21 protein-coding genes and 1 pseudogene are annotated in these 21,300 nt (G+C 64.5%); 8 read left to right on the forward strand and 14 right to left on the reverse strand.

Annotated elements, in window-relative coordinates; genetic code table 11:
* Nucleotides 1-87: 87 nt before the first annotated feature.
* The 3 genes from N7367_RS06805 to N7367_RS06815 all read right to left on the reverse strand — a co-directional run bounded on the left by N7367_RS06805 (nucleotide 88) and on the right by N7367_RS06815 (nucleotide 3,292).
* Nucleotides 88-1,398, reverse strand: a complete 1,311-nt coding sequence (locus N7367_RS06805) for a heme biosynthesis HemY N-terminal domain-containing protein (RefSeq protein ID WP_279942035.1) — start codon at nucleotides 1,396-1,398, stop codon at nucleotides 88-90.
* Nucleotides 1,395-2,381, reverse strand: a complete 987-nt coding sequence (locus tag N7367_RS06810) for a uroporphyrinogen-III C-methyltransferase (protein WP_279942037.1) — start codon at nucleotides 2,379-2,381, stop codon at nucleotides 1,395-1,397. Before N7367_RS06810 ends, N7367_RS06805 begins: the two co-directional genes overlap by 4 nt.
* Before the next feature lie 104 nt (nucleotides 2,382-2,485).
* Nucleotides 2,486-3,292: a uroporphyrinogen-III synthase gene (locus N7367_RS06815; RefSeq protein WP_053518049.1), complete on the reverse strand. Its 807-nt coding sequence runs from the start codon at nucleotides 3,290-3,292 to the stop codon at nucleotides 2,486-2,488.
* Nucleotides 3,293-3,327: 35 nt separating this feature from the next.
* Between N7367_RS06815 and N7367_RS06820 the strand changes: the two genes are divergently transcribed.
* The 5 genes from N7367_RS06820 to N7367_RS06840 all read left to right on the forward strand — a co-directional run bounded on the left by N7367_RS06820 (nucleotide 3,328) and on the right by N7367_RS06840 (nucleotide 6,411).
* The gene (locus tag N7367_RS06820; protein WP_053518047.1) at nucleotides 3,328-3,795 is read left to right on the forward strand and encodes a YiiD C-terminal domain-containing protein; all 468 of its coding nucleotides are present in this window, start codon (nucleotides 3,328-3,330) and stop codon (nucleotides 3,793-3,795) included.
* Nucleotides 3,796-3,827: 32 nt separating this feature from the next.
* Nucleotides 3,828-4,253 (forward strand): hypothetical protein, encoded by a 426-nt coding sequence (locus tag N7367_RS06825; RefSeq protein WP_053518045.1) that lies wholly within the window; start codon nucleotides 3,828-3,830, stop codon nucleotides 4,251-4,253.
* 56 nt (nucleotides 4,254-4,309) lie between these two features.
* Nucleotides 4,310-4,747, forward strand: coding sequence for a rhodanese-like domain-containing protein (locus N7367_RS06830; RefSeq protein WP_053518043.1), 438 nt, complete (start codon nucleotides 4,310-4,312; stop codon nucleotides 4,745-4,747).
* A gap of 100 nt (nucleotides 4,748-4,847) precedes the next feature.
* Nucleotides 4,848-5,366, forward strand: coding sequence for a protein-export chaperone SecB (gene secB, locus N7367_RS06835; RefSeq protein ID WP_004153553.1), 519 nt, complete (start codon nucleotides 4,848-4,850; stop codon nucleotides 5,364-5,366).
* A gap of 19 nt (nucleotides 5,367-5,385) precedes the next feature.
* Nucleotides 5,386-6,411, forward strand: a complete 1,026-nt coding sequence (locus N7367_RS06840; protein ID WP_279942038.1) for an NAD(P)-dependent glycerol-3-phosphate dehydrogenase — start codon at nucleotides 5,386-5,388, stop codon at nucleotides 6,409-6,411.
* Nucleotides 6,412-6,562: 151 nt separating this feature from the next.
* Here the strand turns inward: N7367_RS06840 and N7367_RS06845 are convergent, their stop codons facing one another.
* From N7367_RS06845 to N7367_RS06860, 4 genes are all read right to left on the reverse strand, one after another.
* Entirely contained in the window at nucleotides 6,563-7,042 is a 480-nt protein-coding gene (locus N7367_RS06845; protein WP_180876373.1) for a nuclear transport factor 2 family protein, read from the reverse strand.
* Between the two features lie 96 nt (nucleotides 7,043-7,138).
* The gene (locus N7367_RS06850; protein ID WP_279942041.1) at nucleotides 7,139-7,510 is read right to left on the reverse strand and encodes a hypothetical protein; all 372 of its coding nucleotides are present in this window, start codon (nucleotides 7,508-7,510) and stop codon (nucleotides 7,139-7,141) included.
* Between the two features lie 561 nt (nucleotides 7,511-8,071).
* A complete protein-coding gene (locus N7367_RS06855; RefSeq protein ID WP_279942043.1) occupies nucleotides 8,072-8,857 on the reverse strand; it encodes an SDR family NAD(P)-dependent oxidoreductase in 786 nt (261 codons plus the stop codon).
* Between the two features lie 26 nt (nucleotides 8,858-8,883).
* The gene (locus N7367_RS06860; RefSeq protein WP_279942044.1) at nucleotides 8,884-9,870 is read right to left on the reverse strand and encodes an oxidoreductase; all 987 of its coding nucleotides are present in this window, start codon (nucleotides 9,868-9,870) and stop codon (nucleotides 8,884-8,886) included.
* Nucleotides 9,871-9,985: 115 nt separating this feature from the next.
* Between N7367_RS06860 and N7367_RS06865 the strand changes: the two are divergent.
* A pseudogene (locus tag N7367_RS06865) lies at nucleotides 9,986-10,309 on the forward strand (helix-turn-helix domain-containing protein); the annotation flags it as partial.
* A 366-nt stretch (nucleotides 10,310-10,675) separates the two neighbouring features.
* Complete coding sequence (locus N7367_RS06870; protein WP_128989278.1) at nucleotides 10,676-11,200, forward strand: transporter; 525 nt, start codon at nucleotides 10,676-10,678, stop codon at nucleotides 11,198-11,200.
* A gap of 82 nt (nucleotides 11,201-11,282) precedes the next feature.
* On the opposite strand, the gene arsB is transcribed toward N7367_RS06870, so the two are convergent.
* From arsB to N7367_RS06885, 3 genes are read right to left on the reverse strand one after another with little or no spacing between them, the layout of a single operon-like run.
* Entirely contained in the window at nucleotides 11,283-12,329 is a 1,047-nt protein-coding gene (gene arsB / locus N7367_RS06875; RefSeq protein ID WP_279942045.1) for an ACR3 family arsenite efflux transporter, read from the reverse strand.
* A 14-nt stretch (nucleotides 12,330-12,343) separates the two neighbouring features.
* Nucleotides 12,344-12,847 (reverse strand): arsenate reductase ArsC, encoded by a 504-nt coding sequence (locus N7367_RS06880; RefSeq protein ID WP_065182163.1) that lies wholly within the window; start codon nucleotides 12,845-12,847, stop codon nucleotides 12,344-12,346.
* Between the two features lie 38 nt (nucleotides 12,848-12,885).
* Nucleotides 12,886-13,215 carry a metalloregulator ArsR/SmtB family transcription factor gene (locus N7367_RS06885; RefSeq protein WP_053518034.1) on the reverse strand — a complete coding sequence of 110 codons (330 nt, stop codon included), beginning with the start codon at nucleotides 13,213-13,215 and terminating at the stop codon, nucleotides 12,886-12,888.
* 17 nt (nucleotides 13,216-13,232) lie between these two features.
* Here N7367_RS06885 and arsH point away from each other — a divergent pair, with 17 nt between their 5' ends.
* Nucleotides 13,233-13,973, forward strand: coding sequence for an arsenical resistance protein ArsH (arsH, locus tag N7367_RS06890; protein WP_065182062.1), 741 nt, complete (start codon nucleotides 13,233-13,235; stop codon nucleotides 13,971-13,973).
* A 34-nt stretch (nucleotides 13,974-14,007) separates the two neighbouring features.
* Here arsH and N7367_RS06895 read toward each other — a convergent pair whose 3' ends face one another.
* The 4 genes from N7367_RS06895 to N7367_RS06910 all read right to left on the reverse strand — a co-directional run bounded on the left by N7367_RS06895 (nucleotide 14,008) and on the right by N7367_RS06910 (nucleotide 21,300).
* Entirely contained in the window at nucleotides 14,008-14,532 is a 525-nt protein-coding gene (locus tag N7367_RS06895; RefSeq protein ID WP_279942047.1) for a DUF6622 family protein, read from the reverse strand.
* 397 nt (nucleotides 14,533-14,929) lie between these two features.
* On the reverse strand, nucleotides 14,930-16,729 hold the full coding sequence (locus N7367_RS06900) for an ATP-dependent helicase (protein ID WP_149908951.1): 1,800 nt from the start codon (nucleotides 16,727-16,729) through the stop codon (nucleotides 14,930-14,932).
* Nucleotides 16,726-17,652, reverse strand: a complete 927-nt coding sequence (locus N7367_RS06905) for a TOPRIM nucleotidyl transferase/hydrolase domain-containing protein (protein ID WP_224481832.1) — start codon at nucleotides 17,650-17,652, stop codon at nucleotides 16,726-16,728. The genes N7367_RS06900 and N7367_RS06905 overlap by 4 nt, the downstream gene beginning before the upstream one ends.
* Nucleotides 17,653-17,847: 195 nt before the next feature.
* Nucleotides 17,848-21,300, reverse strand: coding sequence for a DEAD/DEAH box helicase family protein (locus N7367_RS06910; RefSeq protein WP_075077127.1), 3,453 nt, complete (start codon nucleotides 21,298-21,300; stop codon nucleotides 17,848-17,850).

Here is a 21,300-nt window from a genome sequence, read left to right on the forward strand (position 1 = left end):
AGGCTGTACATGGAAAAGCCGCCCGGATGGGCGGCTTTTTCGTTGCGGACCCGGTGGGGTGCCGACCCTTCGCCGGCACTGCACCGGTCAGGGAAGACGGGGGTTGCCGAACTCGTCGCGCTCTTCGTTGGCGTTGTACACCGGGGGTTGCGGCACCGTCGGCAGATCTTCCACGGTGGCGCGCGGCGGCACTTCATCGGCACCGGCCCCTGCCGTGCGCACCAGCGCCACACTGTCCTCGCCGCGCTGCAGGCGCAGCGCGTTGGCCAGGCACTGTGCAGCCAGGGCATGTTCACCCCGCTGGGCGAACAGCTCACCCAGCGCTTCCCAGGCCGGGGCACCGGCGCCGCTGGCGATCGCTTCGTGCAGGAACGTATCGGCAGCGTCCCATTGCTGCTGGGCCAGGGCGACGCGGCCCTGTGCCAGGCGCAGCGCCGCCGAATCGTCATGCACGTTGCGCCAACGCTGCAGGTTGGCCTGGCGGGTGGCGAGGCGTTCGGCGGGCAGGCGGCCATACAGGGCCACCAGTTCGTCGTCCCAACGCTGGTCCAGGGCGTGCTCCAGCGCCAGCAGCGCCGGCTCGTCCCAGTTCAGCGCCACCGCGCGGCTGGCATAGGCGCCCACCACGTCGGGGGTCGGCCGCAGCGCTTTCGGCGTGGCTTCCCACTGCGCGGCCAACGCATTGACGTCGGCCGCTTCCAGCAGCGCCTGCGCGGCCAGGCGCGCTTCCAGTTCGCTGTTGGATTCGGCCGGCAGCACCTTGCTCTGACGCAGGGCGCCCAGCTGTCCATACGCTTCGTGCGCACGACCGGCGCGGGCCAGTGCCTCGGTGCGCAGCCACAGGCCACGCGGCGGAAGCGGCTGGATCGCGGCCACGTCCAGCACGTTGATCGCGTCCACCGGCAGGTCGCGCGCCAGCAGTTGCTCGGCGCGCAGCAGCGCCTGCAGGGTGGCATCGGATTCACCCAGCCGCTGCAGCAGCGCCTCACCTGCGCTGGCGTCAGCACGTGCCTGTGCACTGCGCACGGCATTGGCCAGCGCCACCGCGCTCAGTTCCGGATCCTTGGCGGCGCCGTCGAGCAGCTTTTCCGCACGCTGCCACTGGCCGTGCTCGTAAGCCTGCAGGCCATCGATCAGGCGCACCCGGCCCTGCTTGCGGCGGTAGCGGCCCCACGCACGGAACGGTGCGGCGATCAGGCTCCACAGCAGCCACAGCACCAGGACTGCAATCACAGTCAGCAGCGCCACCTTCGGCAGGTTGCTGTGATAGTCGTAGCCGCCATAGCGCAGAATCACTTCGCCATAGCGGTTGAGATCGTCGGTGCCGAGCCATTGCGCGGCGACCACACCAATGGCCACGGCCAGCAACAGCACGACCAGGGATTGCAGGGGTTTCATTCGGGTAGCCTCCGGTCGGTCTGGGTGCGCAGCTGTTGCAGGGTGCTGCCTAGGACGGTGTTGCTGGTCTGCAAGGGAAGCTCGCGCAAGGCCTGCAGTTCAGCACGCTGCGCGCGCAGGGCCGGTGAATCCGGCCAGCGCCGCTGTGCCCACTGCTCCACGCGCGACAGCGCGGCGTCACGGCCGGCACGGTCGCCGCGCTCGATCGCCGCCCGGGCCAGGGTCAGTTCCAGTTGCAGTGCATCGTCGGCGTTGCGCCGTTCGGCGGCGGTCAGCGGACCGTTCTGGCGGCTCGGGCTGATATCGACGAAGGGCGCCAAAGCGGCCTGCCACCACGGTCGCGTCTGGTCGCCGGCCGGCGTACTGGCCACCTGGGTCGGCAGCCCCTGCAGGGCGCCGGCCAACGCATCCAGTCGCTGCAGCGCCTGAACGCGGGGTCCGGCACCCAACGCATCGAGGGCATCGCGCTCCTGTACCAGCGCCTGGCGCAGGTTCAGTCCCTCGCTGTCGGGCAGCGCGGCCAGCGCGGTCGCGGCCTGTGCATAAAGACGGCGGGCACCTTCGACATCGTCGGCGTAGTTCAAGCGCTGTGCGGCCTGGGTCAGCAGCAGTTCGGCCTCGTCGCGCTGCACGGCCTGCCGGCCCTGGTTGGCGCTGTCGGCGAGCTTGGCGAGGTTTTCCTCCAGCAGCGCGCTGCGCTGCGACAGGCCCAGCATCTCGTCGCGCAGCACACGGTTGGTTGCGGCCGCGTCCTGCAGGCGTTGGCTGGTTGCGCGCTGGTCGCGACGCAGCGCATCCAGCGTGGCCTCCAGGCCCTGCAACTGCACCGCCATCGTCCGCGACTGTGCTTCCTGCTCATGCTGTTGCTGCTGCCAGAAACGCCAACCGGCATAGCCCCCTGCACCGAGCACGGCCACCACCGCCAGCGGCAGCAGCCAGCGCAGGGAGCGGCGGGGTGGGGAAACGGGGGCGGTGTCGTTCATCAGGCTTCCTTGTCGGCGGCGTCGCCGGAAGGGTTCCGGCAGGCAGCGTCAGGCACAGCATCCCTGTTGCCGACGACAGCGGCAAGCGTGACCCACGTCCCTGTTCAGGTCGCTGCCGGCCCGGTGAGCGTGGTGTGTGCAGCGGCGATCAACTGCGGGGTGGTCGGCCCCGCGCTGCGTACCACCCGCAGGCCCAGCGCCTGCGCCTGCACGCCCAGCCGTTCGCTGGCGACCAGCGCGGTGGCATGGGCCTGCAGCCGCTGCTGCCACTGCGGCGACAGCTGCTCCCACACACGTTGCAGGGCTTCACCGCTGCTGACCGCCATCAGCCAGGGCGCAGAACACTCTCCCAGCCGTGACAGGGCGCGAGGCGACAGGCGCAGTGGTTGGCGCCGATAGACGTCGGCACGTTCGATGCTGGCACCCGCCGCCTGCAGCCGGGCGGCAATCAGGCCCCGGCCACCGGGCGCGGTGACCAGCCCGATCCGCAGGCCCTGTACCGCCGCCAGTACAGGCAGGGCCAGCAACCCCTCGCTGTCCATCCGCTGCGGCGCGTGGACCTCGCTGATGCCGTGCGCCTGCAACGCGCGTGTGGTGCCCTCGCCAACCGTCAGCCACGGGCTGTGCTGCGCCGGGCGCAGCGGCAGCAGCGCGGCAGCCGCCGTGACGGCTGCGGGGCTGGTGAACACCACCCGATCGCAGTTCAGCGCGCGTTGCAGCTGGCGCACCACGGCAGGGCCCTGCAAGCGTTGCAGCCGCCACGGCGACAGCGCCACCAGCTGCCCGCCGAGCCCAGCAACGGCGCGGCGCAGCGCCGCATGCTGGCCCTGCGGACGCAGCGAGATCAGCGTCCAGCCCGCGCCGCGGCACGCGCTGCCAGTGGGTATCGTATGGTCATCCATTGCCTGCATTATGCGGGCCCGCCGTTGTCGTGGTTGCTGCTCCGATGTCCGTTGATGCCCTGAGCTCCTCGTTGGCCTCCCTGCAGGAGGTGCTGGACTGCATGCCTGCGGTCCGTGCCATGCAGATCCGCCTGGACGGCTATGCCGATGGCGTGCTGCGCATCACCGCGCCGCTGACGGCGAACGTCAACGACAAGGGCAACGCCTTCGGTGGCAGCCTGGCCTCGGTGCTGACCCTGTCCGGCTGGGCGCTGGTCAGCCTGCGCCTGCGCCTGGCCGGCCACGACGCCGAGGTCTACGTGGCCGACAGCAACCTGCGCTACCTGGCACCGGTCTATGAAGACCTGCACGCGCAGGCCGAGGCGGCCGAAAGCGGTGCCTGGGACACCTTCCTGGCCACCTTCCGCCAGCGTCGCAAGGCCCGCATCAGCATCATCGCCACCCAGCCGGCCGCCGACGGCCGGGCCGCTGCCGAGTTCAGCGGTCGCTTCGTTGCCTTCGCCAAAGGGTAGGATGGCAGGCTGACGCCCTGCGGAAACCCCTGATGCGCCGCCTCATCCAGATCCTGTTGTGTTCCCTGCTGCTGGTCAGCGCCATGGCCGGTGCCGACGAGCTGAGCCGCAAGCAGCGCAAGATGCTGGAAGAGACCCAGATCGCCTACGGAGCGACGATCCGCTGGGGCAGCATGGACGACGCCATCGGCTACCTGGATCCGGTGCTGCGCAAGGAAAAGCCGCCCACCGAGTTCGAGCTCAACCGTTATGCACAGCTGCGGGTGTCCTCCTACCGCGAGCGCAGCAGCGCCTCGCTGCCCGATGGCCAGGTCGAGCGCCGGGTGGAAATCGGCGTCATCAACCAGAACACCCAGGCAGAGCGCACCGTGGTGGTGACCGAGCGGTGGCGCTGGGATGCCGAGGCCAAGCGCTGGTGGCAGGCCGGTGGCCTGCCGGATCTGTGGCAGGGGCAGTGACGGGCCGCGTCCGGCTTGTGCGACAATCGGCGCCCGCTTATCGACCCGTGACCTGAGTGAATTACGAAGAGTTGCTGGCCTTTGCAGGCCGAAACCCGATGCTGTCCGCGGCCCTGGTCGGCCTGACCGTGGCCCTCATCGTCACCGAAATCCGCCGCCTGTTCCGGGGCTTCAAGGGCATCAAGCCCGCCGAACTGACCCAGCTGATGAATGCGGGCGGCACGGTGGTGGTGGACCTGTCCGCCAGCGGTGACTTCGAAAAGGGCCACATCGCCGGCAGCCGCAATGCGCAGGCCAGCGCGTTCGGCCCGGAGCACAAGCTCGTGGCCAGCGCCAAGCAGGCGCCGGTGGTTCTGGTGTGCCGCAACGGCAACGCATCGGAAACCGCCGCCAAGGCGCTGAAGAAGGCCGGTTTCGAAAAGGTCTTCGTGCTCGAGGGCGGCATTCCCGCCTGGCAGCAGGCCGAACTGCCGCTGGTCAAGGGCCGCAACTGATTGCCGCAGGTGGCGGATCCGGCCTTGTATGGGCCTGATGCCGCCCCCATCGCAGTAATTCGACCCTAGTTTTCATTGCATTCACCTGGAGTTACTGGAAATGTCCGAAGAGATCACCAACGGCGCCGCTGCGCCGGTCGATGCCGCTACCGGCCCCGCTTTCACCGTCGAGAAGATCTACGTCAAGGACGTCTCCTTCGAGTCGCCGAACGCACCGACCATCTTCAATGACCAGGTGCAGCCGGAGCTGCAGCTGAATCTGAACCAGCAGGTGCAGCGCCTGGGCGAGAACGCGTTCGAAGTCGTGCTGGCCGTCACCCTGACCTGCCAGGCCGGTGAGCGCACCGCCTACGTGGCCGAAGTGAAGCAGGCCGGCGTGTTCGGCCTGGTCGGCCTGGACCCGCAGTCGATCGACGTGCTGCTCGGCACCCAGTGCCCGAACATCCTGTTCCCGTACGTGCGCCAGCTGGTCAGCGATCTGATCCAGGCCGGCGGCTTCCCGCCGTTCTTCCTGCAGCCGATCAACTTCGAAGGCCTGTACGCAGAAACCCTGCGCCAGCGCCAGGAGCAGGGCGACGCACCGTCGCTGGCTGACTCCGAGCCGGCCGGCAACGCCTGAATCCGCCGCGACGTCACGGATGAGCACTACCGCTGACAAGATCGCCGTGCTGGGCGCCGGTTCCTGGGGAACCGCGCTGGCCAGCCTGCTCGCCCGGCACGGTCATCCGACCGTGCTGTGGGGGCGTGATGCCGCCGTGGTCGAGGCCATCGACCAGCGCCACGAGAATCCGCGCTACCTGCCGGGCATCCCGCTGCCGGACAGCCTGCATGCCACCACCGACCTGGCGTCGGCGGTGCACGGTGCCGCCTGGATCCTGGTGGTGACCCCGTCGCACGCGTTCAACGAGACCGTGCGCGCGCTGGCGCCGCTGCGTCCGGCCGGTGCCGGCGTGGCCTGGGCGACCAAGGGTTTCGAGCCCGGCTCCGGCCGTTTCCTGCATGAAGTCGCGCGCGAGATCCTCGGCGAGGACGTGCCGCTGGCTGTCGTCACCGGGCCGTCGTTCGCCAAGGAAGTCACCCAGGGCCTGCCCACCGCGATCACCGTGCACGGCGACGTGCCGGCGTTCGCGCAGACCGTGGCCGAAGCCATGCATGGCCCGGCGTTCCGTGCCTACACCGGCGACGACATGGTCGGTGCCGAGCTGGGGGGCGCGATGAAGAACGTGCTGGCCGTGGCCACCGGCGTTGCCGATGGCATGCAGCTGGGCCTCAACGCCCGTGCCGGCCTGATCACCCGCGGCCTTAACGAGATGCTGCGGCTGGCCGCGGCAATCGGTGCCAAGCCGGAAACCCTGATGGGTCTGGCGGGCCTGGGCGATCTGGTGCTGACCTGCACCGGCGACCTGTCGCGCAACCGCCGCCTGGGCCTGGCCCTGGGCCGCGGGCAGACGCTGCGGGATGCCGTGCGCGAGATCGGGCAGGTGGTTGAATCGGTGCAGACGGCCGATGAGGTGATGCGTCAGGCACGCCGACACGGCATCGACCTGCCGATCTCCGATGGCGTACGCGCCGTACTGCACGGCGAGCAGACCCCGGCAGAGGGCCTGCGCGCATTGCTGGCGCGCGAACAGAAACCGGAATATCCGGACACGCTGTTCAAGTAACCGAAAACCCCGGCCAAGCGCCGGGGTTTTTTCATCAGGGAGTACCCCATGCGGGTGCCGGACCGGACACAGGCTTTGGTGGGTGCCAAGCTTGCTTGGCATCACGCGTGCAGCATATCCACGCATGGCGTGGATCCACTGCAACGCCCGATCACCGCGCCCGTGGCGGCGCGTTGCCGTTGTCCATGTCCGAGAAGATCAGCCAGGGTCCATCGCCCGCGCGCGTCAGCGTCAGCGTGAACTTTCCGGTATCGCCGACGTTGCCGCCAAACGTGTAGGCACCAATGATGTAGGCCGTGCTCCTGTCCACCGCGTACGCCAGCGCACGCAGGCGCAGCGGGCTTCCGCCCTGTCCGGCGTAGGCGGCCGCGATCGCGTCGCGCCCGCGCACCGGCGGCTGGTGGCTTTGCAGAATGAATCCGTCTTCGGCGAACAGCGCCGCCAGTGCCTTGCCATCGCCCGCGCTCCACGCCCGCTCGTAGTCGCGCAGCACGCGATCCAGTGCCGCAGGCAGTGCCACGTCGGGCAGGCGTTCAGCGGGCGGCGGTGCGCTGCTGGCGTGTTGCGCAAGGGCAGGACCGGCCAGCAGCACGGTGGCAAGAAGGATCGCGGCATGGAAGGGTCGGCGCATGCGAAGAGTCCCGGGCGGTGGCAGAAGCCTGGCCTCAAGAATAACCACACGGGCCGGCCCCGGATCACGCGGCCGAGGGTGCGCGAAACCTCCCTGTCAGCCCGGCCGCAGCAAGGTGCCGGCCTGCACTGACAGTGACAGGCAGGCCATCACCAGTCCTTCCATCACGCGATCGCCCACGTACTGCTCCTCCGGCCCGTTCTGCCGGACACGCTCGGCGGCCAGCAGCATCTCCAGCGCCACCCGCAGGCCGGCGTGCGCGCAGTCGACATCGGCCAGCGCCAGCTGACGGCCAGGCAGCGGATGGCGTTCCGGCCAGGGCAGGCCATCGGCGGCTGCGCCGCTGCCGATCCGCTTCAGCGTGGCGATGAAGGTGTTGGGGTCGGACGGGGTCTGTTGGGGGGGCGCATCGGCATCGTTGGCCGGCGCGCTGTCGGAATGCGGAGGGGGAAACTCGGGTGTGGTCATTGATGAGGCTCCGTGCAGGACAGACGGTAGCCGCCACGGATAAAGGTGGCGGGCGGAGACGTGGCTCGAAAACCGGGAGGTTGCTAGGCCGGCAGGCACAAGGCCTCCACGCTCCGCCCGCCATGGCCGGCGGACGCGTTGCCAGCCGGCACCACACGAGGTGACACCGGCTGGCAACCGTAATCAAGCAACTCCACGGGTTTTCGATGCCCGGCCACCTTTTGGGGTGGCACCGCATCTGTACCTGTGTCACTGCGCAACGCCAATGAGCCGAGTTGTATTCAACCCACGATGCTCGACGCTTTCAGCATCCTCGCACACGGTTAAGTAGTCGCAGACGTTGATGGCGCAAGGGCCTCACGCGTTCGGGGAATTTGCGACACGAGTCGTGGTTGAGTGCTTAAGGGCGCCACGAAACCTGGACGATTGCGACAGGTGAGACGAGCGCAGATCGCCTGCGCGGCTTTCGTCAGAACGCAAGAGTCGCGCTCGCCATGACGTGCTTCCGACTGCGTCGACATCCATGCGTAGATCCGCTGAGTCAGTCATCGGTGCGTCCTCTCAGCGAAGGTAGCGAGCGGCGACCTCACTGCGTGAGAGGTTGGGCGCCATTGCCAGGCGGGCCTGCTGAAGGGCCAGGTACTGTGCTTCGTCAGGCAACGGAGGGATGGTTACCGTTTCGCGGCGGTCGAAGCCCACCAGCGCAGCATCGACCATCGCACCAGCCTCCATCAGGAAGCCAGGTGGAAACTCGTCCATGCTCCGCCCCGCCTTTTCCCAGAGTTCCGTGCGGGTCGCGCCAGGCAGGACTGCCTGGACGTAGATTCCGCGAGGCCCCAGTTGCGCCGCCAGCGCTTGACTGAGATTCAATAGATAGGCCTTGGTCCCGCTGTAGACGCCTTCGAACATCTCTGGCGCCAGTGCAAGCACGGACGACAGATTGATGATCGCGCCTTCGCCTCTGCGCAGGAACGCGCGGGCTGCCGCAGCACACAAGCGGGTCGGTGCGGTGACATTCAACGCGATGATTCTCTCCAGCGCTGCCGGCTCGTTCTCGAGCATTCCGCCTTTGAGTGACATACCGGCATTGTTCACCACAAGGCCGATATCACCTTGATCGATGCGTGCTTCGACCACGGCAAGCCCTTCCGGCAGCGTCAGGTCAACGGGGATGATCTCCACCGGCACGCCGGTCTCAGCCCGAAGCGCATCGGCGAGCGAGCCGAGCCGCTGTGCGTCGCGCGCGACCAGTACCAGGCCGTAGCCGCGACGCGCGAGGCGGTCCGCGTACACCGCTCCGATTCCAGTGGAGGCGCCAGTGACGAGTGCAACAGATTGGGAACTCATCGTCTTATCCTGATTGGAGTGATTCATCAGCGATTGACATCGACCAAGGTACGGCCTTTCGAATTGCCTTGAAGCATCTGCGCGGCGGCAGCCGGAACATCGCCCAGACTGATCTCCCGGGTGGTTGATGCCAGCTTGGCCAGGTCCAGGTCAGCGGCAAGCCGCCGCCATGCTTGCTCGCGCAGTTCAGCGGGTGCGCGGACGGAATCAATACCGGCAAGGGTCACTCCGCGCAGAATGAAGGGCAGAACCGTACCTTGCAGCTCGCGCCCGCCGACGAACCCGCAGGTAGTGGCGATACCGAGATACCGCGTCTGCGCCAGGGCGTTGACCAGAGTACGGCCGCCAACCGCGTCTACCGTAGCCGCCCAACGCTCGGCTTGAACCGGGGGAGCCTCTGCGGACAGCGTCGAGCGATCAATTATGTCAGCAGCGCCCAGCGACTTCAGATAGTTCGCCTCGCTTGCTTTGCCTGTAGACGCCACAACTCGATAGCCCAGGCCGGATAGAAGGGCCACTGCGACGGATCCGACACCACCCGATGCACCCGTGACCAGTACGTCCCCATCGCCTGGCTTGACGCCGTGTCGTTCAATTTCCAGCACGCTGAGCATGGCCGTGAGGCCTGCGGTTCCGATTGCCATGGCCGAACGTGCGTCGATGGCAGCCGGAAGCTTTACCAGCCAGTCGGCCGGAACTCGAGCAAGCTGCGAGAAGCCGCCATGGTGGGTCTGGCTGAGATCCCAGCCCGTTGCCACAACCGTGTCTCCCGCGCTGAAGCGCGGGTCTGCCGAAGACTCGACCGTGCCGGCGAAATCAATGCCTGGAATCAGCGGAAACTTCTGGATGATCTGCATGCCGGCCAGGGCGATCGCATCCTTGTAGTTCAGGTTGGACCACGCCACCCGTACGGTGACGGCATCATCTCCCAATGAAGACTCTTCCAACTGCTGAACGTCTGTGGTGACCGGACGGTCTGCGGATCGGTCGGAGACCAGAGCACTGAATGACACGGCGTATCCTTGGGGTGTGTGTGGTGCGAATATAGGCGTGCTCGGCGATGTTCGTAAGAACGTACATTTATCGCCCTTACTATCATCCGTGTGCCTATGAGCCTGGAGAAGACGCATGCGTACCAAACGACTGGATCCCAAAAGCGGGTGTGCCGTAGAGCTGACCCTCTCCGTCATTGGTGGGGTCTGGAAACCACTGTTGCTGTTTCACCTGCTCATGGGAAAGAAGCGTTTCATGGAATTGACCCGGCTGATTCCCACCGCAACCCAGAGAATGTTGACGCTCCAGCTGCGGGAGCTGGAAGCCGACGGCCTCATCAATCGCCATGTATATGCTGAAGTTCCGCCTCGTGTTGAGTATGAAGCGACCGAACTTGCGCGCACTCTTGCGCCAGTAATGCTGAGCCTGCGGGAATGGGGAGAGAATTACAGAGAATATGAGCAGCGGTTACCGCCAATTGAATGCGGCTGCGATGCTTCGGCAAACGCAGTGAAGCGCAGGAAGAAAGGGGCGCAGAGTGCCGCCATGGAGGGTGAGGGCACCGTACATGCCGCGCAGAAGGTCGCTCATTGAGTACGTCCGCTTCTGGCCGCAAGCGACCCTCGACGGGCGTTGGACTTCGGGTTCGAGGACTACAGGACTGAAGAGAGACTGCGTTGTCTCCTCGGCCTTGGGCGAACAAGCCCCAGACGATGCTCATGCCTGGGCAGTGTTCCCATCCCCCTTTGGCTTTCATGCGCATCGTTGCGGCGCATGCTCTTCCCTCTTTCGTTGTCGTCAGCGCAGCTGCGCAGGAGACGTCTGATGCCGGGGTTGACCGATGGGAAGCAACAACAGCGTGATGCACAGTGGTCCAAAGTCTCGAGGTTGTTCTGGCCTGCAATGGCAATGAGCGTTGCACTCACCGCCTGCGCGGAGTTGCTTCATCGGACAGGCGTCTATCCTCAATCGGTCTTCACTGCGAGCGATGTCGATGCACGCACGTCGTTGTACGTGGGACTGATGTACGTGTTCCTGGTTCCGACGTTGTTTCTTCGAATGAGAGAACTGCTCTCACACTATCCGGTTCCTTGGAACCCCCGCGGAAAGCGTTGGTTGCTGGGCCTTTTCTCGCTCATTCTCTGCACCGGAATGATCATGCTGCCGGTGATCGTGCTTGCTGTGGGAGATGACGCTGCTGGTCGCGGCCGGAGCGTGTACCGACTGTTCACCGGTAGCCTGTTCGGCACCTGTTTAGTGGGTGGCGTACTCGCATATGGGGCTGCCATGGCAGCCTGGCTACTATCCGCAACCCCCAGGTTGCTGTTTCCGAAGCCTCCGTCCCGGTAACTGCCCTGCCGACAGCCCGCGCCGGTGGAGACGCGCAAGGAGATCGGGGTTCCGCCTCCGCCCAGAAGCAGGCATCGGCCCTCTACGACTGCCCGCGGTTACCCGCACCCTGCTTCTCGTACCAGCCTTCAGTACGGTTCACGATACGAACGACCGACAACATCACCGGCACCTCGATCAGCACACCGACAACGGTGGCCAGTGCGGCGCCCGAATGCACCCCGAAGAGCCCGACGGCGGTTGCGACCGCCAGCTCGAAGAAGTTGCTCGCGCCGATCAGCGCCGACGGGCCGGCCACGCAATGGGCGACGCCCAGACGACGGTTGAGCAGATAGGCCAGGCCCGAAGTGAAATAGACCTGGATCAGGATGGGCACGGCGATCAGCGCGATGACCAGCGGCTGCTCGACGATCTGCTGACCTTGAAAGCCGAACAGCAGCACCAGTGTCAGTAGAAGGGCCGACAGCGAAACCGGGCCGAGTCGGGCCAGCGCCAGCTGCAGACCCGCCTCGCCGCTGCGCGAAAGCATCCGGCGCCGCAGCAGGGTGGCAACACCGACAGGTGCAACGATGTACAAACCCACTGACAGCAGCAGGGTGTCCCAGGGAACAGTGATCGCGGACATGCCGAGCAGCAACGCGACCACCGGCGCATAGGCCACCACCATGATCGCGTCGTTCAGCGCGACCTGGCTCAACGTGAAGTTCGCATCGCCGCGGCACAGGTTGCTCCACACGAACACCATCGCGGTGCAGGGCGCGGCTGCCAGCAGGATCAGGCCGGCGATATAGCTGTCGATCTGGCCGGCTGGCAGCCATTCCGCGAAGAGGTGACGCAGGAATACCCAGCCCAGCAGTGCCATCGAAAAGGGCTTGACCGCCCAGTTGATGAACAACGTTACGCCGATGCCTTTCCAGTGCTGCTGCAACTGGCGCATTGCGCCGTAGTCGACCTTCAGCAGCATCGGGATGATCATCAGCCAGATCAGTGCCGCGACCGGCAGGTTGACCTTGGCCACTTCGGCGGACGCCAGTGCCGCAAAGGCGCCGGGCAGGAGGTGTCCCAGCAGGGTACCGGCCGCGATGCACAGCGCGACCCACAGGGTGAGGTAGCGCTCGAACAGGCGCATGCGCGCGGGCGCCGTCACGGTGTGCTGTCGGTCGGCTGCAACCGGCCGATCTGATCCAGAGCGTTCTGCATTGCCTCGCGGTCGGACCACAACGATCCGGGCAGATCGATCAACGCACGCAGCCGCGATTTCACGATGGCATGCGCGCGTGCAAACGCGGCTGCTTTCTCGGCATCGCTGCCTGCAACTGCGGCCGGATCCGGCTGGCCCCAGTGGCTGCGAATGAAGTCGCCAAACACCACCGGGCAGGCGTCTGCCGCAGCCGAATCGCACACGGTGATCACCAGGTCCATGGGCGCAGCATCCACGAACTCATCCCACGATTTGCTGCGCAGCCCATCGATGGTGATTCCTTCGGCCTGCAGCTGTGCGAGCGCGAATGGGTTGACCTGGCCGGTGGGGTGGCTGCCTGCGCTGAATGCATTGAAACGTTCAGCGCCCCAGGCTCGCAGCGTGGCCTCGGCAAGGACGCTGCGCGCGCTGTTGCCGGTACAGAGGAACAGGACGTTGCGTGTCATGGTGCAGTCGTTGTGATGGCAGGAGGTTGGATCGGGCTTCAGCACTTGCATGCGGGCGCAGTGGGCCCGCACTCCTCGCTCGGCGAACCCGCGCAGCAGTTGTGCGTGAGGTACTCGATCAAGCCGGTCATGGCGGCGAAGTTGGCGCGGTAACAGACATTGCGGCCCTGGCTCTCGTTCTCCACCAGGCCGGCCTGTACCAGCTCCTTCAGGTGGAAGCTGAGTGTGGCCGGTGGCACCTGCAGGGCCGCCGCGATGTCACCGGCCACGCGCCCCGCTGGACCGGCTTCCACCAGCAGGCGGAAGGCCGCCAGGCGGGTGGCGTGGCCCAGCGCGGTGAGCGCGACGATTGCATTTGACGTTTCCATATTTCTAGAATAGTCGAATGAATAAGACGATCGCAAGTACCCAGCTGCCGAATCTGAGGGAAGCCTCGCTGCCCCAGCCCGACCCCAGCCTGCTCGCCGCGGGGAATCTGGGACCGCCCCGCATCCTGCTGCTCTACGGTTCGCTGAGGCCGCAGTCGTTCAGCCGCAAGCTGGCCCTGGAAGCCGAGCGGCTCCTGCAGCATCTGGGTTGCGAAACCCGGGTGTTCGATCCGCATGCGCTTCCGATGGTGGACAGCGTGGACAGGAGCCACCCCGAAGTGCAGCGACTGCGCGCGTGGTCGCAGTGGTCTGAGGGGCAGGTGTGGGTCAGCCCGGAACGGCACGGTACCGTCACCGGCGTGTTCAAGAACCAGATCGACTGGTTGCCGCTGGAGGACGGCAGCGTGCGGCCCACGCAGGGCAGAACGTTGGCCGTGATGCAGGTGAGTGGCGGCTCCCAATCGTTCAACACCGTCAACACCCTGAGGGTGTTGGGGCGCTGGATGCGCATGCTGACCATCCCCAACCAGTCTTCGGTGGCCAAGGCCTGGCAGGAGTTCGATGAGGACGGACGAATGAAGCCCTCGCCATACTACGACCGGGTGGTGGATGTCATGGAGGAACTGGTGAAGTTCACCCTGTTGACGCGGGGCCGGGCGGACTACCTGGTGGATCGCTACAGCGAGCGCAAGGGCGACGCTGCAGCGGCAGTGCTGGCGCAGGCCGCAGGGGCGACGACCGCAGCCGGCACCGGGTGACGGCGCCGTGCGCCGCCTCCCGGGTACGCCAGCCTCAGCCCGCAGCCCCCATCCGGGTGCTCCCCTCAAGGCGCGCCGCCGACAGATACCGGCAGTAGCGGCCGATGAAGATGCCGGTGAATCCACCGGACAGCAGCAGGTAGGCAGCGCTGAAACCTGCGTTGGCGCTCAGCGCGGGCGACACTGCGAGCGCCGTTTCGAAGCCATACTTCACCAGGAACGTGATGAGCAGCAGCGGCAGCAGGCTGTAATCCGCGCTGCGCCACAGCCGTCCCGTCGCACTGTTCATGGCTACACGCGCCCGGCGCAGCAACAGCCAACCCAGGCCCGTTCCTGCGCCGATGCCGACCAGCCACTCGCCCCAGGCCGACCACGATGCGCCGTAGCGGTGGCTGATGGACCACACCCCCCATGCCGCGAACACCGCCGGCACGATCGCCAGCGTGGGCAGCGAGGTTTCGCCGGGCTTCATGGCCGCGATGCCCCGGGTGATGAGAAACACCATCAGCACCCAGACCCAGGTCGGAGTATGCGAAAGGAGTTGCTGGAACAGGCTCATGACAGGTCCCCTTGGGTGAGTGCCGGCGCAGTGGCGCCGGGCGGTGACGCGTACTATTCGCGCCGGAGCCTTCCCAAACCAGTGACAGGTGTCAGCCGCTTGAAAGGACATGACGGGTAGGGTGAGGCGGGCATACAGCAGCAGCGCTGTTAGACGGGCAACCAAAGGTTTGTCGCCATCCGCAACCATAGGTTGAGCAAATTTCCTGCTTCCATTGGCGCAACTATGGTTGCCAAGCACTCATAGTCTCCCCGCTGACCGGCAGGAACCCAGTTCCATCAAGGGAAACGTATTCAAGTCCGATCTAGCGGAAACCTATGCTTGCTCCCATTCAGCTTCATCTCCTGCGCTGACGTTGATTCCAGTGCCGCGTTGGGTTGCTATCCAATGCGCCCATTCAGGGGGAACCGTTGCCCTGTCCGGCCGTTGGGGCTGCAGCCGTAGCGGTTGCGTCCTTGAAGCCCTTTGCATGGAGATCGGCACGAAGGCTCTTCAAAGCTGTTACAGGGACAGCCAACCACAGCAGATCCCTTGCCCGGGTCACAGCCACGTACCCGATTCGCCCGTCCTCGGTGGAACCTCCGCCTAGCAGTGCAGATACATGCGGTTTCGTTGCCATGTAGAGGACGGCATCCAGGCTTTCGCCCTTGACCTGATGCACGGTACTGATTCTGACCCGCAAGGGCTGATCGGCACCTAGGTCAGGCGGGCTCATTAGCGGTGAGCCGGGCAAACTCCTCTTCGAGAGCCGAGCACCGAGCGTGGACGATGTATGGTTGAGACCGTGGGCTGTGCTCAGATTGGTCATCAGGACCCTTACACGTTGCAACATTGCCGGCTGCCAATCGCTAATAGCGGGCAGCGCCGCGCTGGGCAGGCCCGAGACCGGATCTCGCGTAAAAGCCCAGATGACACGACGAAGTGCTCGTTCCTCTGGGTACCTGACAGGCTGAGTCAGGCGAGCAACGATGCCCTTGGGCGCGTTGTCGATCAAACCCATGATGGCAGTTGCCACGAGTCTGAATGCTGTTGAGTAGTCGGAGTGGATATCGCGCGCCATCGCTGCCTGGGCAAGGATCTTGGTCGTTCCCACGCCAGGCGCACCCTCATGCCCAGCCAGCTCGTTGGCCCACTTGCGTGCGCGGCAGAGCACGGCGGAGCGTGCTGGGTCCAACCCAGCGGAGACCAGTGTTGCCTGGAAGGCCGCCACGACCTTTTTCGTATCGGCAGTCGTGTACGGAACGAAGTAGGCCCCGTGGAGCGTAGGTGGCGCTGTCCTATCCGGATCGTCCGTGCGCGCCGAGATTGCGTTGGCGAGATCGAGTACGGCCGGTACGGACCGATAGTTCCTCGTCAGGGCGGCCGCAGAAACACCGGGTTTGCTGTGGTAGCTGGACAGGAACGAGCCGGTCGCGCCCATGAACTCGTAGATGCCTTGATTGGGATCCCCAATAAGGGAAATCTGAGAGCCTGCTTGGCTGAGCCTCTCAATGATCACCTGGTGCAGGATGCCGATATCCTGGGCTTCATCAATGAGGATATGGGGATAGCGACGCGCAAGGACTCGGAGGATCTCGGGTTGTTCGCGGAGGGTAAGGTCGACCCAGTAGCGGGCCAGCTCATGGGTGTAAGCCCCCAGTTTTCCCAAGGCTGCGGCAACCTTTGGGCCATTGTTGATCCTCGCCAGCATGCCGGAGTTCTGATAGAAAAAGCCCGTTTCAGCCCCAGAAGGGCCTATGACAACGCGATGGATATGCCCTTGGGGCACTGGGTAGTTATCGGTTCTCGGCGATTCCACCCAGAAGCGATAGTCCTTTCCTAAAAGGAATGACTCGCTCCCTGATAGCAAGAACGGGGTCGTGGTACACCCCATCGTCCGATGGGCGTGGGGTCGCAGAATATTTGTCGTAATGAACCCGTCCAATGTGTCGATCTCGACACGCTGGTGGGACGGGATCTTGAGCGATCCCATTGCGAGTGCCCGGTACTCGCGCCTGAAGGTCTCCACGGCGATGTTCGAGAAGGACAGGAGCGCAACCCGGCCCCGGTGATCACCGAGGCATTGACGTATGTGGGCCAGCCTGCGTACAGCCGTGAAGGTCTTCCCACTTCCCGCGCAAGCGATGACCGACATCGGATGCAATGGTGCCGTGATGATCTCACGCTGTTCAGCTGAAGGAGTAGTATCCGTGCTCATTCGTCTTCAGCCTTCTTCGGGCCAAGCTGACAAGCGTGTTCGACTGCAGACTGGATGTACTCCGGAACAGTGAAATCTTCCTTTTTCGCCTTGGCGATCAGGTACGCCAAAGCTTGTGCAAAGCGCCCCTTCTGGACGTTTCCGTTCTTCCGCTCGAACATTCCGCTGAACAGTACGCGAGCCTTCTCTGCATCTCCCGTAGCGGCGTCTACCTTCTTCTCCAGGTTCGCAGAGATCTTCGGGTGTAGCTCCTTAAGCGCCGCAAGCATGATCTTGCGATTGCTGGCGTACAAGGCCAAGTCATACTCAAGCGTCTTTAGCCCATGGAAGATCTTGAGATATGAATCCTCGAACTTGAGCATACTCAAGGTATTGGCGGACACCTGCACCTTGTCGCCGATCGAAGGGTAGACAGGAGCCGCCTTCTTCTTTCCACTAGAGGTCCCATCTTCCGGCGCATGGTCGTCCGCTTCTGCGCTGCCATCGCCCTCTTCCTCTTCATCCTCTTCACTCGGACCTGTTGGGTCTGCATCCGTAAGCACGGAAACAGGAATCTTCAGCGCCTTCTCGCCGAACAGTGGAATGAATGAGTCGAAGTTGAGGCCTTCAACGCTGATGAGGCTTACCCCATGCTTACGTAGATCGTGACCGCACTTCTCGGCGAGCACACTGACAAGGACCAATTCCGCAGCGCCCTCGACCAGGATTGCGCGGCGTGCAAAGAAGAGCTCAGCCCGAGTGACGTCCAAATAGCGCTCAAGCTTCTCACGCTTTCCGACAGAAAACTTGATGTCTCGGGGAAAAAAAGTCTCCACCTTGATTCCGGTGTCGACAAGACAGGTGAGACTGTCGAGGTTGGCGATGCTGGCAAAGTTGGGTGAGTGGCTGGTAACGAACAGCTGGACAGGCTTCTCTTTGTCCACTGCCTTGATGGTCTCAAAGTATCCCAGGAGTGTAGAAAAGTAACAAAGCTCTATCTCAGGCAATAAAGTTTTATCCCAAGAAATAAAGTTCTATCTTGGGCAATAAAGTTCCATCCTGAGAATTGAGCTTTTTCAGCCGGCTGGGCCTGTTGGACAAGGCGATATGGGTTGCTTCGCAGGTGGAGGCATTGCTGTTTAGGCGGCGAACCGACTGATCTGCGCGAGCGTGCCGATGATCGCGTCGGCATCTGCATCTCCGAAGGCGCCATCCAGCCCTTCGTAATGGATGCCGGTGAAGGGCGGCTCGTAGAGCTGACCCGGCTCGATGACGCCATTGCTGACCAGCCGGTCGATGATCATCTCCACGAAACGGATCTGCTGGCTGCTGTAGCGGCTGTCGTCCAGGAATCGGGCAAAGGCTTCCTTCGCCGCACCTCGGTCCAGCCCGACCAGGGAGCGAATGAACAGTGGCAATGGCTGCTCGTTGCCGAATGACTGCTCGAATCGTTCCCGGCTCTCCACCTCGGGCGCCTCGTACACGAAGCGTTCCAGCTCGGCCAGGTCGGTTGGCGTCAGTGGCCTGTTGTGACGCAGCTTGGCTATGGCCACATGGTGTTCGTTGGCTCGGATCCATGCCTCCACCTTGCGTCGATACTGGGCCAGGTTGATGCCTGTGCTGAAGTCAGCAAGAGCGATGGGCGTTGCTTCGCCGATCTCGTCATCCAGCACGGTGTAGACGGGCTTTGATGACCTGCGCTCGATGAACTGGATCAGGCCGCGCAGCCTACGCCGCACGCGCTCCACCATGGCAACGGTGATGTCCTTCCAAAATTCTCCGGTCTGGAGTTCCTGGATCAAGGGCAACTCGGCCTGCACGGCCGGGATCGCCTGCATGGTTTCCAGATCCGAGGCCAGTTCGATGATGCGATCGCGGTTGCGCATGAAGTCCGACGTGGAGCGGACGATCGCCAATTGCAGGTTCACGCACACCAGATCGAACAGTCTGGCGGTGACGTGCTCATGGGTCTGTTCGCTCGGAAGACCGGCTACGCGATCGCGCAGGTCGACCAGATCGGCGCCGCTCAGTGTGTCCCATGCCTCGCGCGCGGAGAACCGGGTCACGTGCGCGTGTTCCGTGCGCACGATGAAGTTCACCGGGTTCATCGTGGCCACTTCGCTGTGCAACGTGTCTAGCAGCCAGGTGCGAACGTCGCTGCCGTCGTAACCTGCCTGCGCCTCGGCTTGCCGATCACCTTGCTCACCCAGCAGCGAGAGCAGGTCGAGTCTGGCCCGGAACAATCGCCGTCCCAGTGGCTCGCTCAATCCACCGGCAGCACCCTTCGGGTGTTCGTTGAAGTACTCGAAGTTGCCGCAGAAATCGAAGATGAAGAACTCTTTCTTGTCTTGCCCTGGACCGAACAGGCCCGGGCACAGGCGCGTGCCGCGCCCGATCATCTGCAGGAATTTCACCTTCGACCGAACGGCCTTGAAGAACACTAGGTTCAGCACTTCGGGCACGTCGATTCCCGTGTCCAGCATGTCCACCGAGATCGCGATCTGCGGCATCTTCGTGGGGATGCTGAAGCTGTCAATCAGGCTCTGCGCATATCTCACCGAATGGGTGATGACGCGTGCGAACTCACCCTTGTATTGCGGATAGTGATGGTCGAATCGTCGTGAAATGAATTCAGCATGCTGCTGGTTCACGGCAAAGATGATGGTCTTGCCCAGCGTGTCGCCGCCATCCACCTTGAGGCCGTGCTGCATTAGGTGCTGCAGCATTTTGTCCACGGTGTCTTCGTTGAACAGCTTCTTGTTGATCTCCGAGGCATGCACCTCGTCGGGTGGGTGATCGTCTTCACGGTCGCCCCAGTCCAGTGATTCCCAATGCTCCTTTTCTTCCTCGCTCAACTGGTCGTAGCGAATGCCGTCGCGCACGAACTTCAAGGGCACTGACTGCGCACGCGGCGGCACCAGGAAGCCGTCGGCCACGGCCTCGTCCAGCCCGTAGGCATCGGTCGGCACGCCGGTTTCCAGCCCGAACAGGTGGTAGGTGTCGCGATCCACCTCGTCGCGTGGGGTGGCGGTGAGGCCCACCAGGTAGCTGTCGAAGTAGCGGAAGATCGCGCCGTACTTCTGGTACACGCTGCGGTGCGCTTCATCGATGATGATCAGGTCGAAGTGGCCCACGCCGTAACGGCGGCGGCCATCGGCGATCTCGTCGATCAGGTTCATCATCGTCGGATAGGTGGACAGGTACACGCGGCCCTGTCCGTCCTTCTCCGTCACCAGGTTGACCGGGCTGGAATCGGGCAGATGTGTCTTGAAGGCATTGGCGGCCTGTTTCACCAGCGCCACGCGGTCGGCCAGGAACAGCACGCGCTTGGCCCAGTCGGCCCGCATCAGAAGGTCCACCAGCGCGATCGACATGCGGGTCTTGCCGGTGCCGGTGGCCATGGTCAGCAGGCCGGCGCGACGGCCCTGCGCCAGCGACTCCGCCATCGCCTTGATTGCGCGCAACTGGTAGGCGCGCCCGGCAATATCCGTGTTCACCTTCAGGTGGCGCGGGTCCTGCTGCAGTTCACGCCGGGTGACGGCCAGCGCAAGTTCTTCGGCGGTGTAGAAGCCTTGCACCTCGCGTGGCGGCGCACGCCGGTCGTCCCATAGCCAGGTGCTATGGCCGTTGGTGTAGAAGACCAGCGGCCGCTGCCCGGTCATCTGTTCCAGGCAATCGGCGTACAGCTTCGCCTGCTGCCGGCCCACATCCGGGTCGCTGAAGCTGCGCTTGGCTTCCACTACAGCCAGTGGCTTGCCGTCGGCGCCATAGAGCACGTAGTCGGCGAAACCTTCGCCCGGCGTGTTTGGCATGCCGACTAAGGGCACTTCGATGGCGGCGTTCCGGCCGATCTCCCAGCCGGCTTCGCGCAGCAATACGTCGATGAAGTGCTTGCGGGTATCGGCCTCGTTGTAGTCGTGGCCGTCCGGCACGGCGATGTTGGCCGCCTTGGCTTCGGCCAGCTCCGCGCGGCGCGCGGCCAGTTCCGCGTCCAGTTGCGCCAGGAGTGCCTCGCGTTCGGCCAGCGTGGCCGCCTGCTCCGCGACGCGGGTCTCCCGTTCTTCCAGCGATGCATGCAGTTCGCCGATCTGCTGCTGGAACTTCGCCTCCTGCTTCTTCAGCTCGTCGCGAGTGAAGGCCACCGCCTCGTCGGCCCGCACCAACGTCGGCACCTGCTTTTCATCCCACTCGGCAACGATGCTCTTGGGGTCGCTGGCGCGGGTATAGGTGCGTGCCAACCAGAACAGCACGTGGAACAGCTCGCGCACCAGGCGCATGGCATCGCCGCTGCCGATGCGCTGGTTGCCGTGCACGGCCTGGTTGCCGACCTTCTGGATCAGCCGCATCTTGTCGTGCACGTAGGGTGGTACCAGCTTCGCGAAGGGCACCTGCGTCAGCAGCACGTTCAGCCCGTTCTCGTAGGGCATGCGTAGGTCGCGATCGTTCTGGTACAGCCAGTGCACCGCCTGTTCCAGCGCATGGCGGGTGCGCATGCAGCAGGCGCGGGGATCGGAATGCACCAGTTGCTCCGCGCCACGCGCCGGCTCGAACAGCGGCTTGAACTCGGCTTGCAGGAACTGGAAATTGCTCAT

Origin of the sequence: Stenotrophomonas sp. GD04145 (assembly GCF_029835135.1) — a bacterium.
GTDB lineage: Bacteria > Pseudomonadota > Gammaproteobacteria > Xanthomonadales > Xanthomonadaceae > Stenotrophomonas > Stenotrophomonas maltophilia_P.